This window comes from Pseudomonas sp. MPDS (assembly GCF_013283895.1).
Taxonomy (GTDB): domain Bacteria; phylum Pseudomonadota; class Gammaproteobacteria; order Pseudomonadales; family Pseudomonadaceae; genus Aquipseudomonas; species Aquipseudomonas rhizophila.
The window spans coordinates 1,658,610-1,679,434 of sequence record NZ_CP054128.1 but is presented as its reverse complement, the minus strand read 5'-3'; the positions used below and the strand labels follow the sequence as shown (position 1 = coordinate 1,679,434).

Annotated in this window: 20 protein-coding genes and 1 tRNA gene; 10 read left to right on the top strand and 11 right to left on the bottom strand. The window is 60.2% G+C overall.

What is annotated here, in order from left to right; genetic code table 11:
- Positions 1-23 precede the first annotated feature (23 nt).
- The 3 genes from gcvT (at position 24) to HQ912_RS07230 (ending at position 2,337) form a co-directional block, all read left to right on the top strand.
- On the top strand, positions 24-1,148 hold the full coding sequence (gcvT, locus tag HQ912_RS07240) for a glycine cleavage system aminomethyltransferase GcvT (RefSeq protein WP_173406629.1): 1,125 nt from the start codon (positions 24-26) through the stop codon (positions 1,146-1,148).
- Between the two features lie 394 nt (positions 1,149-1,542).
- Positions 1,543-1,755, top strand: a complete 213-nt coding sequence (locus HQ912_RS07235) for a cold-shock protein (protein ID WP_047227048.1) — start codon at positions 1,543-1,545, stop codon at positions 1,753-1,755.
- A gap of 93 nt (positions 1,756-1,848) precedes the next feature.
- Positions 1,849-2,337, top strand: coding sequence for an RDD family protein (locus HQ912_RS07230; protein ID WP_047227123.1), 489 nt, complete (start codon positions 1,849-1,851; stop codon positions 2,335-2,337).
- A gap of 49 nt (positions 2,338-2,386) precedes the next feature.
- Here HQ912_RS07230 and nadA read toward each other — a convergent pair whose 3' ends face one another.
- Complete coding sequence (gene nadA / locus HQ912_RS07225) at positions 2,387-3,445, bottom strand: quinolinate synthase NadA (RefSeq protein ID WP_047227049.1); 1,059 nt, start codon at positions 3,443-3,445, stop codon at positions 2,387-2,389.
- 393 nt (positions 3,446-3,838) lie between these two features.
- Between nadA and HQ912_RS07220 the strand changes: the two genes are divergently transcribed.
- The 6 genes from HQ912_RS07220 to HQ912_RS07195 all read left to right on the top strand — a co-directional run bounded on the left by HQ912_RS07220 (position 3,839) and on the right by HQ912_RS07195 (position 10,197).
- On the top strand, positions 3,839-5,572 hold the full coding sequence (locus HQ912_RS07220; RefSeq protein WP_173406628.1) for a copper resistance system multicopper oxidase: 1,734 nt from the start codon (positions 3,839-3,841) through the stop codon (positions 5,570-5,572).
- 10 nt (positions 5,573-5,582) lie between these two features.
- Entirely contained in the window at positions 5,583-6,485 is a 903-nt protein-coding gene (locus tag HQ912_RS07215; protein ID WP_173406627.1) for a copper resistance protein B, read from the top strand.
- A 59-nt stretch (positions 6,486-6,544) separates the two neighbouring features.
- Positions 6,545-6,931 (top strand): copper homeostasis periplasmic binding protein CopC, encoded by a 387-nt coding sequence (gene copC, locus HQ912_RS07210; protein WP_047227052.1) that lies wholly within the window; start codon positions 6,545-6,547, stop codon positions 6,929-6,931.
- 1 nt (position 6,932) lies between these two features.
- Positions 6,933-7,859, top strand: a complete 927-nt coding sequence (gene copD / locus HQ912_RS07205) for a copper homeostasis membrane protein CopD (RefSeq protein ID WP_260990070.1) — start codon at positions 6,933-6,935, stop codon at positions 7,857-7,859.
- 126 nt (positions 7,860-7,985) lie between these two features.
- Positions 7,986-9,173 carry a cyanate transporter gene (locus HQ912_RS07200; protein ID WP_160893244.1) on the top strand — a complete coding sequence of 396 codons (1,188 nt, stop codon included), beginning with the start codon at positions 7,986-7,988 and terminating at the stop codon, positions 9,171-9,173.
- Positions 9,174-9,285: 112 nt separating this feature from the next.
- Positions 9,286-10,197 (top strand): DMT family transporter, encoded by a 912-nt coding sequence (locus HQ912_RS07195; RefSeq protein ID WP_047227054.1) that lies wholly within the window; start codon positions 9,286-9,288, stop codon positions 10,195-10,197.
- Between the two features lie 6 nt (positions 10,198-10,203).
- Here the strand turns inward: HQ912_RS07195 and HQ912_RS07190 are convergent, their stop codons facing one another.
- The 6 genes from HQ912_RS07190 to HQ912_RS07165 are packed head-to-tail and all read right to left on the bottom strand — an operon-like array spanning position 10,204 to position 17,111.
- Entirely contained in the window at positions 10,204-11,625 is a 1,422-nt protein-coding gene (locus tag HQ912_RS07190) for an amidase (protein ID WP_173406626.1), read from the bottom strand.
- Positions 11,622-12,962 carry an aspartate aminotransferase family protein gene (locus tag HQ912_RS07185; protein WP_173406625.1) on the bottom strand — a complete coding sequence of 447 codons (1,341 nt, stop codon included), beginning with the start codon at positions 12,960-12,962 and terminating at the stop codon, positions 11,622-11,624. The genes HQ912_RS07190 and HQ912_RS07185 overlap by 4 nt, the downstream gene beginning before the upstream one ends.
- Positions 12,940-14,067, bottom strand: a complete 1,128-nt coding sequence (locus HQ912_RS07180) for an aminotransferase class III-fold pyridoxal phosphate-dependent enzyme (protein WP_173406624.1) — start codon at positions 14,065-14,067, stop codon at positions 12,940-12,942. The genes HQ912_RS07185 and HQ912_RS07180 overlap by 23 nt, the downstream gene beginning before the upstream one ends.
- Before the next feature lie 8 nt (positions 14,068-14,075).
- Positions 14,076-14,957: a TauD/TfdA family dioxygenase gene (locus HQ912_RS07175; RefSeq protein WP_173406623.1), complete on the bottom strand. Its 882-nt coding sequence runs from the start codon at positions 14,955-14,957 to the stop codon at positions 14,076-14,078.
- Entirely contained in the window at positions 14,932-16,497 is a 1,566-nt protein-coding gene (locus HQ912_RS07170; RefSeq protein WP_173406622.1) for an AMP-binding protein, read from the bottom strand. Before HQ912_RS07170 ends, HQ912_RS07175 begins: the two co-directional genes overlap by 26 nt.
- Positions 16,494-17,111, bottom strand: coding sequence for a thermostable hemolysin (locus HQ912_RS07165; RefSeq protein WP_047227059.1), 618 nt, complete (start codon positions 17,109-17,111; stop codon positions 16,494-16,496). Before HQ912_RS07165 ends, HQ912_RS07170 begins: the two co-directional genes overlap by 4 nt.
- Before the next feature lie 171 nt (positions 17,112-17,282).
- Between HQ912_RS07165 and HQ912_RS07160 the strand changes: the two genes are divergently transcribed.
- Positions 17,283-18,218 (top strand): LysR family transcriptional regulator, encoded by a 936-nt coding sequence (locus tag HQ912_RS07160; protein ID WP_047227126.1) that lies wholly within the window; start codon positions 17,283-17,285, stop codon positions 18,216-18,218.
- Between the two features lie 126 nt (positions 18,219-18,344).
- Here HQ912_RS07160 and HQ912_RS07155 read toward each other — a convergent pair.
- From HQ912_RS07155 to ybgF, 4 genes are all read right to left on the bottom strand, one after another.
- Positions 18,345-18,420: transfer RNA gene (locus tag HQ912_RS07155), tRNA-Lys, on the bottom strand.
- 63 nt (positions 18,421-18,483) lie between these two features.
- Positions 18,484-19,158: a 7-cyano-7-deazaguanine synthase QueC gene (gene queC / locus HQ912_RS07150; RefSeq protein WP_171061329.1), complete on the bottom strand. Its 675-nt coding sequence runs from the start codon at positions 19,156-19,158 to the stop codon at positions 18,484-18,486.
- 19 nt (positions 19,159-19,177) lie between these two features.
- A complete protein-coding gene (gene queE / locus HQ912_RS07145) occupies positions 19,178-19,825 on the bottom strand; it encodes a 7-carboxy-7-deazaguanine synthase QueE (protein ID WP_047227061.1) in 648 nt (215 codons plus the stop codon).
- A 166-nt stretch (positions 19,826-19,991) separates the two neighbouring features.
- Positions 19,992-20,822, bottom strand: coding sequence for a tol-pal system protein YbgF (ybgF, locus tag HQ912_RS07140; protein ID WP_173406621.1), 831 nt, complete (start codon positions 20,820-20,822; stop codon positions 19,992-19,994).
- Positions 20,823-20,825 lie beyond the last annotated feature (3 nt).

Here is a 20,825-nt window from a genome sequence, read left to right as displayed (position 1 = left end):
CTACATTTTTCCCAGGAGCTGATATGTCCACCGAACCATTGCTGAAGACCCCGTTGCACGCCCTGCACCTCGAACTCGGCGCCCGCATGGTGCCGTTCGCCGGCTATGACATGCCGGTGCAATACCCATTGGGCGTGATGAAAGAACATCAGCACACCCGCGATCAGGCCGGGCTGTTCGACGTGTCCCACATGGGCCAGATCCGCCTGAGCGGCGCAAACGCCGCCAAAGCCTTGGAAACCCTGGTGCCGGTGGACATCATCGACCTGCCGGTGGGCATGCAGCGCTATGCCATGTTCACCAACGAAAACGGCGGCATCCTCGACGATCTGATGGTCGCCAACCTGGGCAACGACGAGCTGTTCCTGGTGGTCAACGCGGCCTGCAAGGAGCAGGACCTGGCCCACCTGCGCGCCCATATCGGCGACCAGTGCAGCATCGAGCCACTGTTCGAAGCCCGCGCCCTGCTCGCCCTGCAAGGCCCGGCCGCCGTCACCGTGCTTGCACGACTGGCGCCAGACGTGGCAAAGATGACCTTCATGCAGTTCCAGCGCGTCACGCTGCTGGGCATGGACTGCTTTGTCAGCCGTTCGGGCTACACCGGTGAAGACGGTTTCGAGATCTCGGTGCCCGCCGCCGAGGCCGAAAAGCTGGCCCGCGCCCTACTGGCAGAGCCGGAAGTGGCCGCCATCGGTCTGGGCGCTCGCGACTCCCTGCGCCTGGAAGCCGGCCTGTGCCTTTATGGCCACGACATGAACACCGAAACGACCCCGATCGAAGCCAGCCTGCTGTGGGCGATCTCTAAAGCCCGCCGCGCCGATGGCGTCAGGGCCGGTGGTTTCCCGGGCGCTGAAACCGTGTTCGCCCAGCAACAGGGCGGCGTGAAGCGCAAACGCGTCGGCCTGCTGCCCCAGGAACGCACACCCGTGCGCGAAGGTGCAGAGATCGTCGACGAAGCGGGCGAGATTATCGGTACGGTGTGCAGCGGCGGTTTCGGCCCGACCCTGGGCGCTCCGTTGGCGATGGGTTACCTGGACAGCACCTATGTCGCACTGGATACGCCAGTCTGGGCCATCGTGCGTGGGAAAAAAGTGCCTTTGCTTGTAAGCAAAATGCCATTTGTTCCACAACGCTACTACCGCGGTTGATTGACTGTTTCTATACGTAACGCGGTTGCGTTATACGTGCACTAATGTGTAACGCAACCGCCATAAAAAGGTGCATCTACTCGATATTGAAATTGCACCTATAACGTTGAAAACAATTGAACTAGCCTATCGAATAAGCCCCAGCCCGCAGCCCCTGTAAATGCGAGAATGCTGAGTAAATACGGGGCCTTCAGAGGGGGTTGTTTTTTTGTTCATAGTTGGCGTAGAGTTTGATCACTGTGTTTGCATGGGTCGCTTGGAACCGTGACCTGGGCAGTAGCTTATGAAGTTCGCTACATCCCGCTCGACGTCTCTTACTTTCCTGCAACCCAGCCCCAGTACTCTTTCATGTGGAAGAGGCTGTCATTAATTTAGCATCAAAGGAAATAAGAAAATGGCTGAGCGTCAGAACGGTATCGTCAAGTGGTTCAACGACGAGAAAGGTTTTGGTTTTATCACTCCTGACAGCGGTCCGGATCTGTTCGTGCATTTCCGCGCCATTCAGGGCAGCGGCTTCAAGAGCCTGAAAGAAGGCCAGAAAGTCACTTTCGTTGCTGTGCAAGGCCAGAAAGGCATGCAGGCTGACGAGGTTCAAGCCGAAGGCTAAGCTTTCGAGAAACAAAAAAGCCCCTGATTGATATCAGGGGCTTTTTTATGGGCGTAAATCCGTAAAATGGCCTCTTTTTCGTCCGAGGCCGTCATGCCCAAACACCTGCTCATCCCTCAAGGCGAGTTCCCTCCCGCCACCCTGGGCCGTCGCCTGGCCGCGATGTTCTATGACTTTTTACTGTGCACGGCCCTACTGATCGTCACTGGCGGCGTCTACAAGATGATTCAGATGGCGATCATCGGCGAAGAAAAAATGCGCGCCCTCACCGACGCCGGCGCACTGGACGGCGACCCGCTACTGTCCACCGTGCTGCTTTTCGTGCTGTTCGGCTTCTTCGCCAAGTTCTGGACCCATAACGGCCAGACCCTGGGCATGCAGGTGTGGTGCATTCGCGTGCAGAACGCCGATGGCACGGCGATCAGCCTGTGGCAGGCCCTGTTGCGATTTGTCGTGTCGATCGCCTCATTGCTGCTGGTGGGACTGGGCTTCATCTGGTCGCTGTTCGACAAGCGCAAGCGCACCTGGCATGACATCTACTCGGATACGCAACTGGTGCGAATTCCCAAGAAAAAGAAATAGGTCGCAAGCTGCAAGCTTTGGACTTGCAGCTTGCAACTTGAAGCTACCTTCAGGCATTGCCCGCCAGCTTCATCCGCGCCGCCTGAGTGAAGTCCAGCATGCGCTTGAGCGGGCGAATGGCCTGGGGGATCAGCGCCGGGTCGACGAATATCTCGTTGGTGCCTTCCTGCAGGCTCTTGAGCGTGCGCTCCAGGGTGTTCATCGCCATCCACGGGCAGTGCGCGCAACTGCGGCATGCCGCGCCGTTGCCGGCGGTGGGGGCTTCGATGAAGACCTTGTCGGGGCACAACTGCTGCATCTTGTAGAAGATGCCACGGTCAGTGGCGACAATCAGCGTTTTGTTCGGCAGGCTTTGGGCCGCGGCGATCAACTGGCTGGTGGAGCCCACCGCATCGGCCAGTTCAATCACCGAAGTTGGCGACTCGGGGTGCACGAGGATTGCGGCGTCCGGGTACAGCGCCTTCATGTCCTCCAACTGCTTGGACTTGAACTCTTCGTGAACGATGCAGGCGCCGTCCCAGAGCAGCATGTCGGCGCCGGTCTTGCGCTGGATATAAGTGCCCAGGTGCTTGTCGGGGCCCCAGATGATCGTCTCGCCGTTGTCCATCAGGCTCTCGACGATTTCCAGTGCGCAACTGGACGTCACCACCCAGTCGGCCCGGGCTTTGACCGCTGCCGACGTGTTGGCGTACACCACCACGGTGCGTTCCGGATGCTGGTCGCAGAACGCCGAGAACTCCTCCACCGGGCAACCCAGGTCCAGGGAGCACGTGGCTTCCAGGGTCGGCATCAATACGCGTTTTTCGGGGTTGAGGATCTTGGCGGTCTCGCCCATGAACTTGACCCCGGCCACCACCACGGTCTTGGCCGGATGGGCGTTACCGAAGCGGGCCATTTCCAGGGAGTCGGACACACAGCCCCCGGTCTCTTCGGCCAGGGCCTGGATGATCGGGTCACAGTAGAAGTGCGCGACCAGCACCGCATCCTGAGCCTTGAGCTCGGCGGCGATGGCGGCGCGGTACCAGGCCTCTTGCTCGGCGGTCAGCGGCTTGGGCTGTTTGGCGTCGAGATGGGCTTGAACCAGAAGGCGTTCGGAAATTTGCGTCATGTTCGCAAGACCTGCAGGCGCGTTTTGCGCGAAAGTCGAGTATACACCCGGCTCCGGACCACTCGGGTACCGCCGGGAAAGTGGGTATCAATCAGGCACGGTATAGCGTGAAGCCGGCAAGGCTACAGAATAACCCGCCGTTGCAAAAGATCATTCTGACCTGTGCCCTGTGGCCAGCGCTCTATCTGTGGGAGCAAGGCTTGCCCGCGAAGCTGGCGCCTCGATTTCTGAAAAACCGCATGGCCTTCATCGCGAGCAAGCCTTGCTCTCACAGCCGCGTCAACCTGACTGAAATGTAATCACTTCGCGTTCCCGCCTGTGTCATCTTTCTTTCAACCCTGCACACGGACGCCCCTGTGCTCGCTGCAAATCGACTGACGGACTTCAAACGGCATGCAATCAAATACTTCCCGGCGAACCTTCGTAAAAGGCCTGACTGCCGGCGGCATCCTGGCTGGCCTGGGCTTGTGGCGCGCGCCCGTCTGGGCGGTCACCAGCCCCGGCCAACCCAATGTACTGACGGGCACCGAGTTCGACCTGTTCATCGGCGAAAGCCCGGTCAACTTCACCGGCAATCCGCGCACCGCCCAGACCATCAACGGCGGCATCCCCGGCCCGCTGCTGCGCTGGCGTGAGGGTGACATCGTGACTCTGCGGGTGCGCAACCGTTTGAAAGATCCAACCTCCATCCACTGGCACGGCATTCTGCTGCCGGCCAACATGGACGGCGTGCCGGGGTTGAGCTTCAAGGGCATCGAGCCCGATGGCATGTACGTCTATCAATTCAAGGTCCGGCAAAACGGTACTTACTGGTACCACAGTCATTCCGGCTTCCAGGAACAGTCCGGGGTCTACGGCCCACTGGTGATCGACGCCAAGGAGCCCGAGCCCTTCCAGTACGAGCGCGACTACGTGGTGATGCTCACCGACTGGACCGACGAAGACCCCGCCGATGTCATCCGCAAGCTCAAGAAGCAATCGGACTACTACAACTACAACAAACGCACCGTCGGTGATTTCATTGACGATGTGGGCAAGAACGGCTGGGCCGCCACCGTGGCCGATCGCAAGATGTGGGCCGAAATGAAGATGAACCCCACCGACCTGGCCGACGTCAGTGGCGCCACCTACACCTACCTCATGAACGGCCAGACGCCGGACATGAACTGGACCGGTCTGTTCAAACCCGGCGAACGCCTTCGCCTGCGCTTGATCAATGGCTCCTCCATGACCTATTTCGACGTGCGCATCCCCGGCCTGAAAATGACCGTGGTGGCGTCCGACGGACAGTACGTCAAACCGGTGAGCGTTGATGAGCTGCGCATCGCCGTGGCCGAAACCTATGACGTTATCGTCGAGCCAAGCGAAGAAGCCTATACGCTGTTTGCCCAATCGATGGATCGTACCGGCTACGCCTGCGGCACCCTGGCGACCCGTTCCGGTCTTTCGGCAACGGTGCCGCCGCTGGATCCACGGCCACTGGTCACCATGGACGACATGGGCATGGGTGGTATGGATCACGGATCGATGCAAGGCATGGCGGGCATGGATCACAGCCAGATGGCGGGGATGGACCACGGTTCCATGCAAGGCATGGACGCCGGGCTGTCCCATCCAGACTCCGAAAAAGACAATCCGCTGGTGGACATGCAGGCCATGAGCGTCAGCCCCAAGCTCGACGACCCGGGCATGGGCCTGCGCAACAACGGTCGCAAGGTCCTCACCTACTCGGACCTGCGCAGCACGTTCCCCGACCCCGACGGGCGTGAACCGGGCCGCACCCTCGAACTGCACCTGACCGGCCAAATGGAGAAATTCAGCTGGTCGTTCAACGGCGTGAAGTTCTCCGATGCCGCACCGCTGCTGCTCAAGTACGGCGAGCGCCTGCGCATCGTGCTGATCAACGACACCATGATGACTCACCCCATCCACCTGCACGGTATGTGGAGCGATCTGGAGGACGAGAATGGCCAGTTCATGGTGCGTAAACACACCATTGATGTGCCGCCGGGCTCCAAACGCAGTTACCGGGTCACCGCCGACGCCCTCGGACGCTGGGCATATCACTGCCACTTGCTGTTCCACATGGAGATGGGGATGTTCCGTGAAGTTCGGGTGCAGGAATGAGGAGCCGACCATGACCACTATTTTTCACTACCCCCTGGCACTTTTTGCGAGCCTCACCCTGGGCGCCACTGGCTCGGCCTGGGCCGCGAGCGATGCCATGCAAGGCATGGATCACAGTCAGATGCAGGGGATGGACCATAGCCAGATGCAAGGCATGGACTCGATGCAGGGTATGGAACCGATGCAATCGGCCCCCACCAGCAGCCGCACGCCGATTCCCGAGCTGACCGACGCCGACCGCGCCGCCGTCTACGAAGACCATGGCGGCCATGCCGTGCATGACAGCGCCATCCATTCATTCTTGCTCATCGACCAATTGGAATGGCAAGACGCCGATGAGGGCAGTGCCCTGAGCTGGGACGCCTCGGGCTGGATCGGCGGCGACATCGATCGCTTGTGGCTGCGCTCCGAAGGCGAACGCACCAACGGCAAGACCGAGGAAGCCGAACTCCAGGCCCTGTGGGGGCATGCCGTCAGCCCCTGGTGGGACGTGGTCGCCGGCGTGCGCCAGGATTTCAAGCCGGGCGACCCGCAAACCTGGGCCGCCTTCGGTGTACAGGGCATGGCGCTGTATAACTTTGAAGCCGAGGCCACCGCGTTCATCGGCGAAGGCGGTCAGAGTGCGGTGCGCCTGGAAGGCGACTACGACATCCTGCTGACCAATCGTCTGATCTTGCAACCCACCGCCGAAGCCAACTTTTACGGCAAGAACGATCCCGATCGCGGTGTCGGCTCCGGGCTGTCGGACACTGAAGTGGGTGTGCGGCTGCGCTACGAAATCCGCCGTGAGTTCGCCCCTTATATCGGCGTCACCTGGAACCGCGTCTACGGCAACACTGCCGACTACGCCCGGGAAGAGAACGAAGACCGCAGCGAGGCACGCCTGGTGCTGGGCGTGCGCATGTGGTTCTGAGGGTGTTTGTAATCGCAGTCAACTAAAAAACTAGAAACCTGAGCTGTAGGAGTCCTTGCATGTCATTTATCAGAACCGCTGTAGTCACCGTCGCGCTGTCCACAGGCCTGTTAATCAGTGGCCTGGCCCAAGCGCACCCAAAGCTGCTTTCCTCCACGCCCGCCGAAGGTGCTGAAGGTGCGGCGCCGGCAAAGATCGAACTGCATTTTTCCGAGAACCTGATGACCAAGTTCTCCGGCGCCAAGCTGGTCATGACCGGGATGCCCGGCATGTCGGCGCACTCGCCCATGCCCATGAAGGCCAAGGTCTCCGGCAGCGATGACCCCAAAACCATGGTCATTACCCCGAACGCTCCGCTCACCACCGGCACCTACCAGGTCCAGTGGCGCGCGGTGTCGTCCGATACTCACCCGATCACCGGCAATGTCACGTTCAAGGTGAAGTGACTTGAGCGCCTCGATCAACATTGACCTGCTCAACATTGTTCTGCGCTTGGCCCTGTACCTGGATCTGATGGTGTTGTTCGGCCTGGCCGCGTTCGGTCTGTATAGCTTGCGCGGCCCAGAGCGGATCTCGGGCGTGGTGGTGCATTTCAAAGCACTTGTGCTGACCACAGCGCTGTTTGGCGTGCTGTTGTCGGTGGCCGCCATGCTGTGCATGGCCTGGGCCATGAGCGGCGTCACCGACTGGAACGAGCTGTTGCCGCACATTGAAATGATGGTGTTCGAGACCGACGTGGGTGTGAGCTGGAGTGTTCGGATCGCGGCGCTGTTGCTGGCGGCAATAGCGGTGGCCCTGAACCACACGGCTCCGACCGTCAGCTTGTGGCTGGTCACCCTCAGCGGTGCCGTGGCCCTGGCGACACTGGCCTGGGCCGGGCATGGCGCCATGGACGAAGGCCTGCGCCGTAACTGGCACTTCATCACCGATTTTCTGCACCTGTGGGCGGCGGGCGGCTGGGTGGGCGCCCTGACTGCGTTTGCCCTGCTACTTCGCCGTGCTGAACACCGGCTGCCGATCCTGGCGCGAACCCTGACCGGGTTTGAAACAGCCGGGGCGGTGATTGTGGTGGTGATCAGTGTGACAGGGGTGGTGAACTATCTGTTCATCGTCGGTCCTCGCGTCGACGGGCTGCTGGATAGCACCTATGGTCAATTGCTGGCGCTTAAAGTCGTGTTGTTCGCGGCGATGCTGGTGTTTGCCGCGCTGAATCGTTTTCATCTGAGCCCGTTGCTGGAACAGGCTCGGCAGACCGGGGAGCACAGCGTGGCGGTCAATGCCCTGCGGCGCAGCATGGCTCTGGAGTTGTCCGTGGCGGTGGTAATACTGGCGTTGGTGGCATGGCTCGGGACGTTGAGTCCGGCGATGGAATAGCACGACTGACTCCACTGAACAGGGGTTTGGAGTGCACCTGATTTTTAAATACCCCCCACCAGATTTCAGTTTGCCCCACCCCTCACATCCCAGCCTAAATGGAGCTTTATCCAGCAAGGCTCTGTTATGGAAAACGTTCGAACTTCAAGCACCCACGCCGTCTGGCTGATGGTCAGCGTGGTGTTGGTGGCACTGAACCTGCGCCCCTCTATGGCGGCTGTCGGGCCATTGTTATCAGCCATTCGCGGCGAGGTGCCGCTGAGTTTCAGCACCGCTTCGTTACTGACCATGTTGCCGGTCATGGCCATGGGTCTGGCGATGTTCTTGGGCATGCGCATTGCCCTGCGCATCGGTGAGCACCGCACCATCGTGCTGTCGCTGCTGATCATCGGCATCGCCACGGCATCGCGCCTGTACCTGGACAGCGCCGTCGAGCTGATTATCAGCGCGGTGCTGGCGGGGATCGGTATCGCCCTGATCCAGGCCGTGATGCCGGCGCTGATCAAATCGCGCTTCGCCGACAATGTCTCGTTGTTCATGGGCCTGTACGTCACGTCCATCATGGGCGGCGCGGCGCTTGCGGCGTCGTTTTCACCGTTCGTCCTGGCGCAGACCGGCAGCTGGCGTATCGGCCTGGCGATCTGGGCACTGCTGGCGCTGATCGCCCTGGGCTGCTGGTACGCCCAGCGCGCGGCCGTCACGCCTTTGCCCGCAGCCCCGGCGCAGCGCCAGGAATCGTTTTTCAGCAATTCGCGGGCCTGGCTGCTGGCGATCTTCTTCGGCCTCGGCACCGCCTCCTACACCTGCGTGCTGGCGTGGCTGGCGCCGTATTACGTGGAGAAAGGCTGGAGCGAACAGCACGCCGGCCTGCTGCTGGGGTTCCTCACCGCGATGGAAGTATTGTCCGGCCTCGTCACCCCGGCGATTGCCAACCGCAGCCAGGATAAGCGCCTGGTCCTGGCGGTTTTGCTGGCCCTGATCATCGCGGGGTTCTGCGGCCTGATCCTCAGCCCGGACCGCTTCAGCCTGTTGTGGCCTTGCCTGCTGGGGCTGGGCATTGGCGGTCTGTTCCCAATGAGCCTGATCGTGTCCCTCGATCACTTGGACAACCCACGTCGGGCCGGTGGTCTGACGGCGTTCGTGCAAGGTATCGGCTACCTGATCGCCGGCCTCTCGCCGTTGATTGCCGGGATGATCCGCGATCAGTTGGGCAGCTTCGAATGGGCCTGGTGGTCGCTCACCGCGGTCATGGCGCTGATGATCGTGATGGTCCTGCGCTTCAATCCCAAACACTACGCGCGACACATCAGCTAGTGGCGTCAAAGGGCTGCAGTTGACTGCGGCCCTGTTTTTCACACTCACCATGACAGCCGGCCGATTTGTCCCTCATGACGTTCCGGTATTTGAAAGCAGGAATAGAACCTTGATGAAAAACGTCGGTTTCGCAGCCGCTCACTGGGGCATGCTCATCTGGGCAATCCTGATCGCAGCGTCGTTCTTTGCCGCGGCGCAGGTCAGTCAGTCAATCGATCCGATCCTGCTCACCGGCTTGCGACTGCTGTTTTCCGCCCTGATGTTCCTGCCGCTGTTACTGCTGAAAAACACCTCGCCGGTCTCCGGCAAAGGCCTGCTGGCCCATGCCGTACTTGGCCTGTTGCTGGCAACGTACTTCGGTTCGTTGTTCGAAGCGTTGCGCTACACCTCGGCGGTCAATACCGCGACGCTGTACACGCTGGTGCCGTTGATGACCTTGTTGTTCGAGGTATTTCTGCTGCCCAACCCAAGCCTCAAGACCCGCCTGCTGCCGATGTCGACCGCAGCGATCGGCGCAGTGTTGCTGACCCTCAAGGGGTCGGCTCCGGGACAATTGCCGGCGCTCTATCCCGTGCTGGTTTTCGGCGCCGGTTGCCTGGCGATGGCGCTGTATTCCCCCCTCAGCCAACGGTTCAAGGTCCGCGCGCTGAAAGGCCGCGACCCGGTGACGATGACGTTCTGGAACATGCTGTTCGGGGCGCTGTTTCTGCTGGTGTTTTGCCTGTTCAGCGGCGGCTGGCGCAGCGCTCTGCAGTTGTCGACGCTGGACATCGGCTGGCTGATGTACCTGGCCGTGTTCGGCACCCTCGCCACTTTCTGGCTGTTGCACCGGGCAATTGGGGTAATCGCGCCGTCCACGGTGGTTTCCTATGTCTACCTCAGCACCCTGTTCGTGACCGTACTGCACTGGTTCTGGCTCAGGCAGCAACCGCTGATGATCGAGATCCTCGGTGCTGCCCTGGTGGGTATCGGCATGCTGGCACTGGTGCTCAGCAGCCGAAACACCAGAACCGTCACGGCTTGAGGGCGGTCAGTACGTCGATGCCGGACGGGGCGTAACCGGACTCCAGCGCTCCAGCTCACGCTCCAGAAAAGCAGCCACCGCCAACAACCGTTCTTCCTGCCAATGAGGCCCGACAATCTGGATGCCGATGGGCATCCCGGTAGCCGGGTCCGTTCCGGCGCGGATCACTACTGCCGGGGAACCGCTGAGGCTGAACGGGAACACGAAGGCATACCGGTCGCGATCCTCCAGGGACTCCCCGTGACGGAACGCCACGTCCGGAAATACCGGGCAGATGAACAGGTCATGCTGCTTGAAGAATTTCGCCAACTCATAGCGAAACGTATCGATCATGATCCAGTCGCGTTTGACCTCATCCACGGTCAACTCCACCGCCTCGCTCATGTCCAGCAATTGAGCGATGGCCGGGGTAAAACGTCGCTTGTTCATGGACTCGAACAATTGCCGCCAACCGCGACCGGCGTCAGCGCCGGTGATGAACACCCGCCACAGCACATCACAGGCCTCATCGAGCATCGGCGGCGCGACCGTGCTCACCTCGGCCACCACCGGCCCCAGGCATCGTTCGACGTGCTGCAATACCTGGCTCACCGCCGCGCTGACCGGCGGGCGGCTCGACGCCGAGAACAGCGCCACCCGCAGGTTGGCCAGCGGCTCGCTGGCGGTGAACGGTACATCGACGGTGTCCGGATCCTGCCCGTCGGCACCGCTGATCAATTGGCCGAGCAGCGCCAGGTCATCGACATAGCGGCCCATCACGCCAAAGGCCGAGGTCATGTGGAACAGCCCGGAACGGTCATTGGGAAACTGGCCGGTCAGCGGCACCCGCCCCTGGGTCAGTTTCAAGCCGCAGATGCCATTGAAGTGCGCCGGTATCCGCACACTGCCACATGCATCGGACGCCAGCCCGGCCGGGGAACACCCGGCAGCGATCGCCGCTGCCTCACCGCCGCTGCTGCCGCCGGCGGAGCGTTGCAAGTCGTGGGGGTTCAGGGTCCGGCCGTAGACCAGGTTTTCGGTTTCGAAGGCCATGCACAGCTCAGGCACATTGCTGATGCCCAGAATGATCGCCCCGGCCTGTCGAAGCCGGGCAACGGCCGTTGCGTCCTGCTCGCTGGGTTCGCCCAACAGCTCCCCCAGCCCTCGGGACATCTTGAAACCACGCACATGCAGGACATCCTTGATGGTGATGGGAATGCCATGCAGCGGGCCACTGATCTGGCCAACGCGCGCCATCTCGTCAGCCTCGCGAGCCTGGCGCCGCAGTTCCTCGACTGGCGCCAGCTGGATCAGTGCGTTGATGTGCCGGTTACGCTCAGCGATGCGTTGCAGGTAAAACTCCAGCAACGTGACACTGGTCAGCACGCCACGGCGCAGCAGACCGGCCATTTCCCGCAGGGTCAGCGTATCGGGGTTGAACAGGCTCATGACGCCTCCTTGCTGCGCAGCCACTTGTTGGGCAACAGATACATGTTGCGCACCACCAGGGAAAACGCTTTCACCGCCAGCGCCGGGCGCCGATCGATGGCTTGCAGGGACTCTTCGATCATCGCCAGGACATGCTGCAAGGCTTCGGGCGTGATATTCAGCGGCGGATAGAAACGCAACACCGGGCGTTCGGCCTTTTCATTCATGGAATGCCCGGCGTGGACGCCACGCTTGCCCAGCTCCATGCTCATCAGCGCCTCATAGACCGAACCACGCAGGCGCAGGCCCGTCATCAGGCCGACGCCCGGCACATCCTCGATGATGTGCGGATAACGCAAGGCCAGTCGTTGCAGACCGTGGCGCAGCAACCCACCGTTGACCCGCGACAGCTCCACCAGTTTGTGTTGCTCGATGTAGTCGATGGCCGCGAGCGCCGAGGCACACGCTAGCGGATGCCCGCCATTGGTTCGCGTGTCGGGCTCGATTTCGCTGAGTGGATACTGGGTGGCCAGGCGCCGGCTGTACATGGCGCAAGCGAACGAGGTGTAGCCGCCGGTCAGGCCCTTGGAGAGGATCATGATGTCAGGCACCACGTCGTCATATTGCACGGCGAACCATTTGCCGCAACGGCCGAAACCGGTCTGGATTTCATCCGCCACCAGCAGCGTGCCCGTGGCGTCGCACAAGGCTCGAAGGTTGGCCATGTAGCCCACCGGGGGCACCTGCAGATGAGCGCCGCCCAGAATCGGCTCGACGTACACCGCACAGACACCCTCGCCCACGGCCTTTTGCAGGGCGGCGAAATCGCCGTAGGGGACACAGGTCACTTCGGGGCAAGCGATGCCATAACTGCTGTGGTGCTGTTGCTGGCCCAGAATGCTCATCGCCGCCAAAGTCTTGCCATGATAAGAGCCGCTCATCACGACGATCCTGCGCCGCTGAGGCTGGATCCGCAGCACATAACGCAGACTCTGCTCGACGGCCTCGGCACCCGAGACCATGAATTGCACGTCGCCCCATTCTCCCGGCACCAGTTGGCAAAGCCGCTCGGACAGCTTGTCTTGAAGCGGATGGCGCCGGCCTTCCGGGACCCAGGCCAACTGATTCAATTGCGCCTGCACCTGCTCACGCACCGTCGGGTTGCGATGCCCGACGATAAACACCCCGTAGCTGCACGCGCAGTCAATGAAGCGCTTGCCGGTGTGATCGGTGACATGGATGCCATCGGTCTGCTGTTCTACGCTGGTCTTGCCCAGGCGATACAGCTTGGCCGCCGAGGCGCTCCAGTGCCGCTGGCAATCATCCAGCAGTTGTTCATGCGGCCTGAGTAAGGACATGGCTTAGCGTCTCCTTGATGAGGTGGGCGGCACATTGAATCTGTTCGGGGCGTGCAGTGATCGGGCAGCGCAAGATCAATTCGCGGCCCCGGGGTGGGCTGATATAAACGCCTTGCTGGTAAAGCGCTTCGCACAGCAGGGACGGCTGCAGATCATCGGCCAGCGGCAGGCTGACCCAGCCACCCACGGCCACCGCTCCGAATGGCGCCAGGGTTTGCACCAGCCGCTGACCGTTCTCCAGACAATGCAGAGGCGAGTCGTGGGCCTGCACATAATCCAGGGCTGCCAGGGCCGCTACACACGCCATCGGATTACCAGCGGTGGTGCTGCCGTGTTTGGCCGGACTGCTGCGCCCATAGACCTGCCAGGCCATGCGCTCGCTGCAGGTATAGGTGCCGATGGGAATCGCGCTGCCCCCCAAGGGGCCCCCAAGCACGACAATGTCCGGGACAGGACGATAACGCTGGAAACCGAACAGCGTCCCCAGGCTACCGAGGCAACTGTGGGTGTCGACCGCGATGACCGGCGCGCCAGCCTGTGCTGCGCGGGCATGCAATTGCTCGAGCAGTGCAGCATCGAGCAGTTGCAATCGGCCGCTGGCATCCACGCGGGTGTTGCTGTGGCACACCGCGAAACAATCGCTCCAGTCCACCGTGTCCAGGTCAGCCAGATGCCGAATCGCCACTCGCTTGAACCCTAGAAAACTCTGCACGGCCAGATCATCTTGCGCGGCGCTGAGGCAACGTCCGTAGGTCAGCGCGCCATAATCCCCCCCCTGGATGAACACGATGGTGTTGCCCTTGGGCTTGAGGCCCTTGCACAACTTCAATGCGCCCTCGAACGCCTCATCCCCGGAGCTGCACACATAAGAGTTGACGAGCGGCGCAGGCAGCAGCTCGGCCAGGCGTCGGCACAAGGCAATAAGCGGTTGGGACATCAGCACCCGGTTGGATAACCCCATGATGTCCGCTTGGCGACTGACCGCCTCGATCACCGACGGCACCTGGAAACCGAACCCGCCGCTCAGGTCGATAATCTGCCGGCCATCGCCATCGAGATAACTCTCGTACTGTCCGCTGACAATGTATTTGTTGTTGTTCGTCATGATGAGTCTCAGCGATAGCTCAAGGCGTTGAAGATGCGTCGACGTTCGTCGACGATGGTTTCACGACCGTGCATGACCCGACGGTTGTCGATCATCACCACGTCGTGATCGCGCCAGCCAACCGGGTAGGTGTACTGGGCGGACACTTCGGCAATTTCCCGCAGAAACCCGGCAGGAATCGGCTGCCCCCCCACGGTGTCGATCACCGGAGCTTCGTAGTTGAAGGAAGGTCCCAGGATGCTGTTGGCAAAGGCCGGACGCTGGCTGAACGCGGACGTGAGGATCGCCGGGGTGCTGAAGGCGTAGTGAATGGAGTCATCGGCCGGGTTGAAGGAAATAACCGTCTGCGGGTCCTCCCCGATGATTTGCCACAGGTCCTCGATTTCGACGGCCGCCGGGTCCGACAACGCTGGCGAATAGTGGCAAACCAAACGACGCCACTTTTCCCCCGCAACGGTACGGCTGTAGCGGATAGGGTTTTGTTCAAAAAAACTGCGGCAGGCTGGAGACAGTTTCGCCAACACCTTCTCACCGTCACACAACGTCGTTTGCGACCCCTTGCGTGGTGCTTCCTGACAATAGAACCAGGTCATGTCCGGCCAGAACGGCGAGTTACCGTTTTCGCAGTGCAGGCCAACCGCCTGATGTCCCGCGTCCACCAACTGTGCCGCGCCGCCCACCATGACGCGGGCCGGATCCAGGCTCAGCCGCGAACTGTTTTGTTTGACGTAGGCGCTGAAATCTTCGGCGCTGTGGATACAGTTACGAAACAGCACGACCCCGTAATGGCCCAGCAGCTCATACAGCTCGCTCTTGCCCAGGCTGGCGAAGTGGTGCGACTCGACGATGGAGATGTCCGCGGTTTCAAAGTGAAAAGCAGGCGTGGTCATTGGATGCAATCCCTTGCAGAGTGGAAAAAACAGTGGCGATGTCGGCGCGTTTTGGCCGGCCGGTAACGGTGTAAAGCTGCTCGATCAACGGGTCGTCCTGGGTCAACAACCAGAGTCGGCTGGGTCTTTCGATGTCGGAAAAACGCCGGGCGGACCAGGCCACCAGCTCATCGCGCGCGGGGGCCGACTCGACACACAGCAACGCCACCAGGCCATGGCGCTCATCGAAAAACACTGCTGCATCGTTGACGCCGGGGTATTTGCGATACTCCAGCTCAACCTGTTCGGGGCTGACGTTGCGCCCGTTGGGCAGGCAGATCACGTTCTTCTTGCGCCCGTGCACATAGAGGTAGCCATCGTCGTCCAGCATGCCCAGGTCTCCAGTGTCCATCCAGCCATCGGCGGACATGGAGCAGGCACTGGGGTCAGTGCCGGAATAGCCGCTGAACAGTGAGCTGCTCTTGACCTCAATGGTCTGGTCGGCGCCGATACGCACCTGGACATGGGGCAAGGGTTTGCCCACGCTGCCCAGGCGCTGCTGTTCGAAGGTGTTCATGCTGACCACCGAGGCGTTCTCGGACAGGCCGTAGCCTTGGTACACAGCAATGCCCCGTTCTTCCAGTCCGCGCAGTACATCGATGCTGACCGCCGCACCGCCACAGGTAATATGCGCACCCGATTGCAGATAGCGCGCCAGTCTCTCGCCCTGCTCGCCGCCCTCGTCCATTTGTTCCAGGAAGCGGTTGACCATCACCGGCGGCACTGTCAGGGCCGTTGGCTGGACCTGCAGGATCCACTCGACCAGACGCTGTGGCGAAGCTCCAGGCTCGCCGAGCAATGCTTCGTTCGGTGGCAAGAAATGCACGGTTCCGCCCGCCAGCAACGGTAGATAGGCGGCAGTCACCTGTTCGAGCAGCAAACTCAAGGGCACCAGCGACAGGTAACGGCGATGAGCATCGGCGGGCATACGTTGACGCAGCGATGCCAGCACGGCGCCGACCGCCTGGGTACTCAACTGCACGCCCTTCGGGCGACTGGTCGTGCCCGAGGTGTGAATGATTTTGCAGATCCAGTCTTCATCACCGTCGGGCGTATGCAACAAAGGCTGTTCGATGACCGGCTCGCTGATGTGGCGCAAACGGCTTTCAGGGAAATTCAACTTCCATCGCTGCGCCAGTGTCCGCTGCCCGGCGGCATCCACTACAAACCCGTCGCAACGCTCGGCCAGATGCTCCGCCTGAGCCTGGCTGAAAGCCAATGGCAACGGTAACGCGGTAATCCCGGCAAACAGGCAAGCAAGATCGGCCACCAGCCAGTCGCTGCTGTTACGCGTGGCAATTCCCAAAACCACATGATCGCCATGGGCCGGGCTGGGAAAACGCCGTTGCAGTTCGGCGGCCAGATTGAGGGCACGATGTTCCAGCTCGCCATAGGTCAATGCCACCGGCTCGCCGCCCGACGCCGACCAATCCACCGCGCAGACAGCCTGGCGATTGTCTTGCAACGCGCTTTGCAAGTGATGGATAAATCCGCCGCTCATGGCTGCGCCCTCGCCAGTGAATCGCCAGGCAGTTGGGTGAACGAGGTATTGAGCGTCATGGCCGCGAAACGCGAGCGCTGCGGGTCTACCCGGATGAACCCGGTGACAGGCAATTTGGAGTAATAAGTCCCCCAGTTCTTGCCACCCTCCTCGCCCAGGCGCGCAGGGTCTGCTGTCAGCAGCGGCTCGAAATCGATTTGGCAACTTTCCATCATTTGCCGAACGCGGGGTGTCACCGTACACAACAAGTAATGCCCACCCATGCACCAGGACAACAGGGGAATCATGTTGACCAGAATCATGCCGGCCGTCAGGTGATGGGAGATCAGGTTGCCGATCTCGACAATGTTTGAGCGGTCGATGGTTTTCTCCAGGCGCTGGGACAAAATCACTTCTATCGGTTGCGCCAGGTATTGCTCGGAAAACAGTGTGCGGTGGTCCGCGAATGTAATACCGGCACAGGCAAGAATACGGTCTGACGGATCCTGGGTGACCGCAAAGTATTGTGGATTCGGTTCAACCGACGCCGAATAAGAACGGCGAAATTTCTCTTTCACTACTTCAGTGGCTTGCACCCATAACGGTGTCTTAGTTTCTGCGACGCGAATTTGCATATCGTCCTCCTCCGTCCTTGTGCAGGATTTCTATAAAAAGCGAGGCGAGCATATTTAAGAAAATTCCCACAAGCCATTTAAAAAATAAATGCCTTCCGCTAATATATAAATAAACCCCTTTGTCATAAAAACAAGGGACGCTAGCTGATGGATTGCGCCGAGAAGGATCTTATGCTCAATAGTAATTTGCTTAGAAAGCTGGACATGCAGGACCTGATGGTGTTTGTCGCGGTGTATGAGCAAAGCAGCGTCACCGAGGTGTCCGAGACCCTTTGTGTGAGCCAGTCAACCGTGAGCTACTGCCTGAAGAAGCTGCGCACAAGTTTCGAAGATGAGTTATTCATCAATACCCGTAGTGGCATGCGGCCCACGAACAAAGCCACGGCCATGTACAGCCATGTACTCAACATCCTCAAGACCATAAATATATGCCACTCCGGCATTCAAACATTCGACCCCACGCAGAAAGAAATAACATTCAATATTTGCGCCCCGGAGTATTTCGAACTTCTTATACTTCCCCAGCTAGTGAAACGATTCATTGGCAGCCGTTTCCCCGTCATCATTAACATCACGAAATTTCACAAAGACATTCCGGTTGACGAATTGATGGAGGGTCGATTCGACCTGGTTGTTTGTTTTGGCCCCAACTTTCATCGCGGCGCGAAGGGGTTGCGCTCGCAAGTATTACTGGAAGATGAACTGGTCTGCGTGGTCGATAAAGACTTTTCACTGCCCAGGGAGGAATTTGATCTGGAGGCGTTCGTCGCCTGCCAGCATGTTTTTCCGACGCCCTGGACCTCCGACACCAACATGGTGGACGGCTGGCTCGCCCGGCAAGGCTACAACCGACAGATTGTCGCTCGGGCCAACAGCTACGTGGCAGCACTGAATATGATTCCGGGAACCGACTTCATCCTGACGTTGCCTCGGCGTATCCAGGCGTTGACCTGCGATGAAGGCAAATACAGCCATCGCAGGCCACCAGTGGGCTTACCGAACTTTACGCTGGATATGATGTGGAGCGAGAAACCCGGCCAGGACAACGCCAACATCTGGTTTCGCGAACAGATCGTGAAGGTATGCGCCGAGGACGGCTTGCTTTAACAACCCAGGGAACCACTCGAATCGTCGGGTGGTTCCGGTTTTCAAGCGGCGAGTTTTCTACAGGCAAAAAAAAATCCGGAAATCCTCACTTTCGTGGGCCTTCCAGACTTTTAAAACTGCTAAAAATGGTGGGTCGTGTGGGATTCGAACCTACGACCAATTGGTTAAAAGCCAACTGCTCTACCAACTGAGCTAACGACCCGCTGTGTGGTGGCGCGTATAATACTGATTTCTAAGGACTATTCAACACCTAATTTGAAATAAATCAAAAATAAGGGGTTGGATCGCTCACACCCGCCGCCGCGAAGCCTTCGGCACGCAGGCGACAGCTGTCGCATTTGCCGCAGGCACGCCCCTGATCGTCAGCCTGATAGCAGGAAACGGTGAGCCCGTAGTCCACGCCAAGCTTCACCCCCGCCCGAACGATGTCGGCCTTGCTGAGATTCTGCAGTGGTGCCTGAATACGGAAGCCCTGCCCTTCTACACCGGCCTTGGTCGCCAGGTTGGCCATACGCTCGAACGCTTCGACGAACTCCGGACGGCAGTCCGGGTAGCCGGAATAATCCACGGCGTTGACGCCGATGAAGATATCACGGGCACCCAGCACCTCCGCCCAGCCCAGGGCCAGGGACAGGAACACCGTGTTGCGTGCCGGCACGTAGGTCACCGGGATGCCTTCGCTGGGAGTTTCAGGCACGTCGATGGAGCTGTCGGTCAAGGCCGAGCCGCCGATGCCATTGAGGTTCAGGCCGATCACCTTGTGTTCGACGACACCCAGGTCCCGGGCCACCCGCTCGGCGGCGTGCAGTTCGGCGCGGTGGCGCTGGCCGTAATCGAAACTCATGGTGTAGCAGCGGTAGCCCTCGGCACGCGCCATGGCCACGACCGTCGCGGAATCGAGGCCGCCGGACAACAGGATGACGGCACGTTTTTCTGCAATGTTCGAGTGTTCAGTCATATCAGCGCCCCGGCTCGTCGTTCCAAAGATATTTATGCAGCTGCAATTGCAGGCGCACCGGCAAATTGTCCGCCACCACCCAGTCCGCCAGCTCCCGGGCGTTCAAGTCATGATGACTTGGCGAAAACAACACTTCGCCAGCCCGCTGGTCGAGCCCGTATTGAATCAGCTTGGACACGGCCCAGTCATAATCTTCCCGCGAGCAGATAACGAACTTGACCTGATCGTTGGGCGTCAACAGTTCGATGTTCTCATAGCGATTGCGATGGGCTTCCTTGGACCCTGGGGTCTTCAGATCGACGACGCGGCTGACTCGCGGATCAACGGGTGCGATGTCCAAGGCGCCGCTGGTTTCCAGCGATACCTCGTAACCGGCATCGCACAACCGCTTGAGCAAGGGGATCGCGTTGGGTTGCGCCAGTGGTTCGCCGCCCGTAACGCAGACGTAGCGCGGGCGAAAACCGGCCACCTGCTCAAGGATGTCGTCGAGGCTGCGCAGGGTGCCGCCACTGAAGGCGTAGGCACTGTCGCAGTATTGGCAACGCAACGGGCAACCGGTGAGGCGCACAAATACTGTGGGCAGCCCGGCCGTTCGCGTTTCACCCTGCAACGAGTAAAAAACTTCGGTAATTCTCAATGTGTCTTGCATAGTCGCCACGGGCGTAACAGCTAAACAGGCTGTCCGCCTCCGTCAGGCACTTCCAGCAACCCCGCCAACGCGCAGATCCCAAGAAGCGTGTTTCATAAAAAGGGCGTGAATTCTAACGAAAAAACCCGCGACAAGCGCGGGTTTCTTCGAAACGGATCAAACAGCCTCACATACGCTGCAAGTCACGCTGAGCCAATTGGGCAGCTGAGGTACCCGGGTATTGGGCCACCACCTGCTCCAGAATGCCCTTGACCTTGTCGGTGTGGCCCAGGCGACGCTCCACGTCAGCGAGCTTGTAGAGCGAGTCCGGCACCTTGGCGTGCTTGGGATAGAGCTGCGAGACCTTGGCGAAGGCCTGACCGGCACCTTGCAGGTCGCCCTTGGCCAGGTTCACTTCACCCAGCCAATATTGGGCGTTGCCCGCATACTGGCTGTTAGGGTATTTGCGAAGGAAAGCGGCAAAGGCCAGGCTGGCCTTGTCAAAATCCTTGGCTTTGATCAGATCGAAGGCCGCATCGTAATAGAGCTTTTCCTTCGCCGGATCAGCCGGCTCACCGCCGGCTGCAGGTGCCGGAGCAGTTGCTCCCGCGCCTGCGGCTGCGCCAGGGGCGTTCAAGTCGCCACCGGCTGGAGAATTCTCAGGAGTCGCGGCAGGTGCAACGCCGGTTCCTATGCGCCGATCAAGATCCTGGTATCGCTCCAGGCTTTCCTGCTTCATGCGCGAAACTTCATTTTGCAGAACTTCAATCGCGCCTTGCTGGCGTGAAATCTGGTCTTGCATTTGCTGCAGTTGGTTGAACAGCTGGCCCTGTGCCGAGACAGGGGCCGAAACCCCTCCCCCGGCATAGGCGCCGCTCGTACCGTAACCTGCAGGCGGATAATTGCTTGCGCTATTGTTATAGCCGGAATCATTATCGACCACGGGAACCGCAGCCCACACCGCAAGCGGCGCGAGGCTGAGAGCCAGAACAGTTACAGCACGGCGGCACGTTCGCATGAC

Coding starts and splice junctions, on each gene's coding strand:
- gcvT (WP_173406629.1), top strand. CDS start 24: ATGTCCACCGAACCATTGCTGAAGACCCCGTTGCACGCCCTGCACCTC.
- HQ912_RS07235 (WP_047227048.1), top strand. CDS start 1,543: ATGGCTGAGCGTCAGAACGGTATCGTCAAGTGGTTCAACGACGAGAAA.
- HQ912_RS07230 (WP_047227123.1), top strand. CDS start 1,849: ATGCCCAAACACCTGCTCATCCCTCAAGGCGAGTTCCCTCCCGCCACC.
- nadA (WP_047227049.1), bottom strand. CDS start 3,445: ATGACGCAAATTTCCGAACGCCTTCTGGTTCAAGCCCATCTCGACGCC.
- HQ912_RS07220 (WP_173406628.1), top strand. CDS start 3,839: ATGCAATCAAATACTTCCCGGCGAACCTTCGTAAAAGGCCTGACTGCC.
- HQ912_RS07215 (WP_173406627.1), top strand. CDS start 5,583: ATGACCACTATTTTTCACTACCCCCTGGCACTTTTTGCGAGCCTCACC.
- copC (WP_047227052.1), top strand. CDS start 6,545: ATGTCATTTATCAGAACCGCTGTAGTCACCGTCGCGCTGTCCACAGGC.
- HQ912_RS07200 (WP_160893244.1), top strand. CDS start 7,986: ATGGAAAACGTTCGAACTTCAAGCACCCACGCCGTCTGGCTGATGGTC.
- HQ912_RS07195 (WP_047227054.1), top strand. CDS start 9,286: ATGAAAAACGTCGGTTTCGCAGCCGCTCACTGGGGCATGCTCATCTGG.
- HQ912_RS07190 (WP_173406626.1), bottom strand. CDS start 11,625: ATGAGCCTGTTCAACCCCGATACGCTGACCCTGCGGGAAATGGCCGGT.
- HQ912_RS07185 (WP_173406625.1), bottom strand. CDS start 12,962: ATGTCCTTACTCAGGCCGCATGAACAACTGCTGGATGATTGCCAGCGG.
- HQ912_RS07180 (WP_173406624.1), bottom strand. CDS start 14,067: ATGACGAACAACAACAAATACATTGTCAGCGGACAGTACGAGAGTTAT.
- HQ912_RS07175 (WP_173406623.1), bottom strand. CDS start 14,957: ATGACCACGCCTGCTTTTCACTTTGAAACCGCGGACATCTCCATCGTC.
- HQ912_RS07170 (WP_173406622.1), bottom strand. CDS start 16,497: ATGAGCGGCGGATTTATCCATCACTTGCAAAGCGCGTTGCAAGACAAT.
- HQ912_RS07165 (WP_047227059.1), bottom strand. CDS start 17,111: ATGCAAATTCGCGTCGCAGAAACTAAGACACCGTTATGGGTGCAAGCC.
- HQ912_RS07160 (WP_047227126.1), top strand. CDS start 17,283: ATGCTCAATAGTAATTTGCTTAGAAAGCTGGACATGCAGGACCTGATG.
- queE (WP_047227061.1), bottom strand. CDS start 19,825: ATGCAAGACACATTGAGAATTACCGAAGTTTTTTACTCGTTGCAGGGT.
- ybgF (WP_173406621.1), bottom strand. CDS start 20,822: ATGCGAACGTGCCGCCGTGCTGTAACTGTTCTGGCTCTCAGCCTCGCG.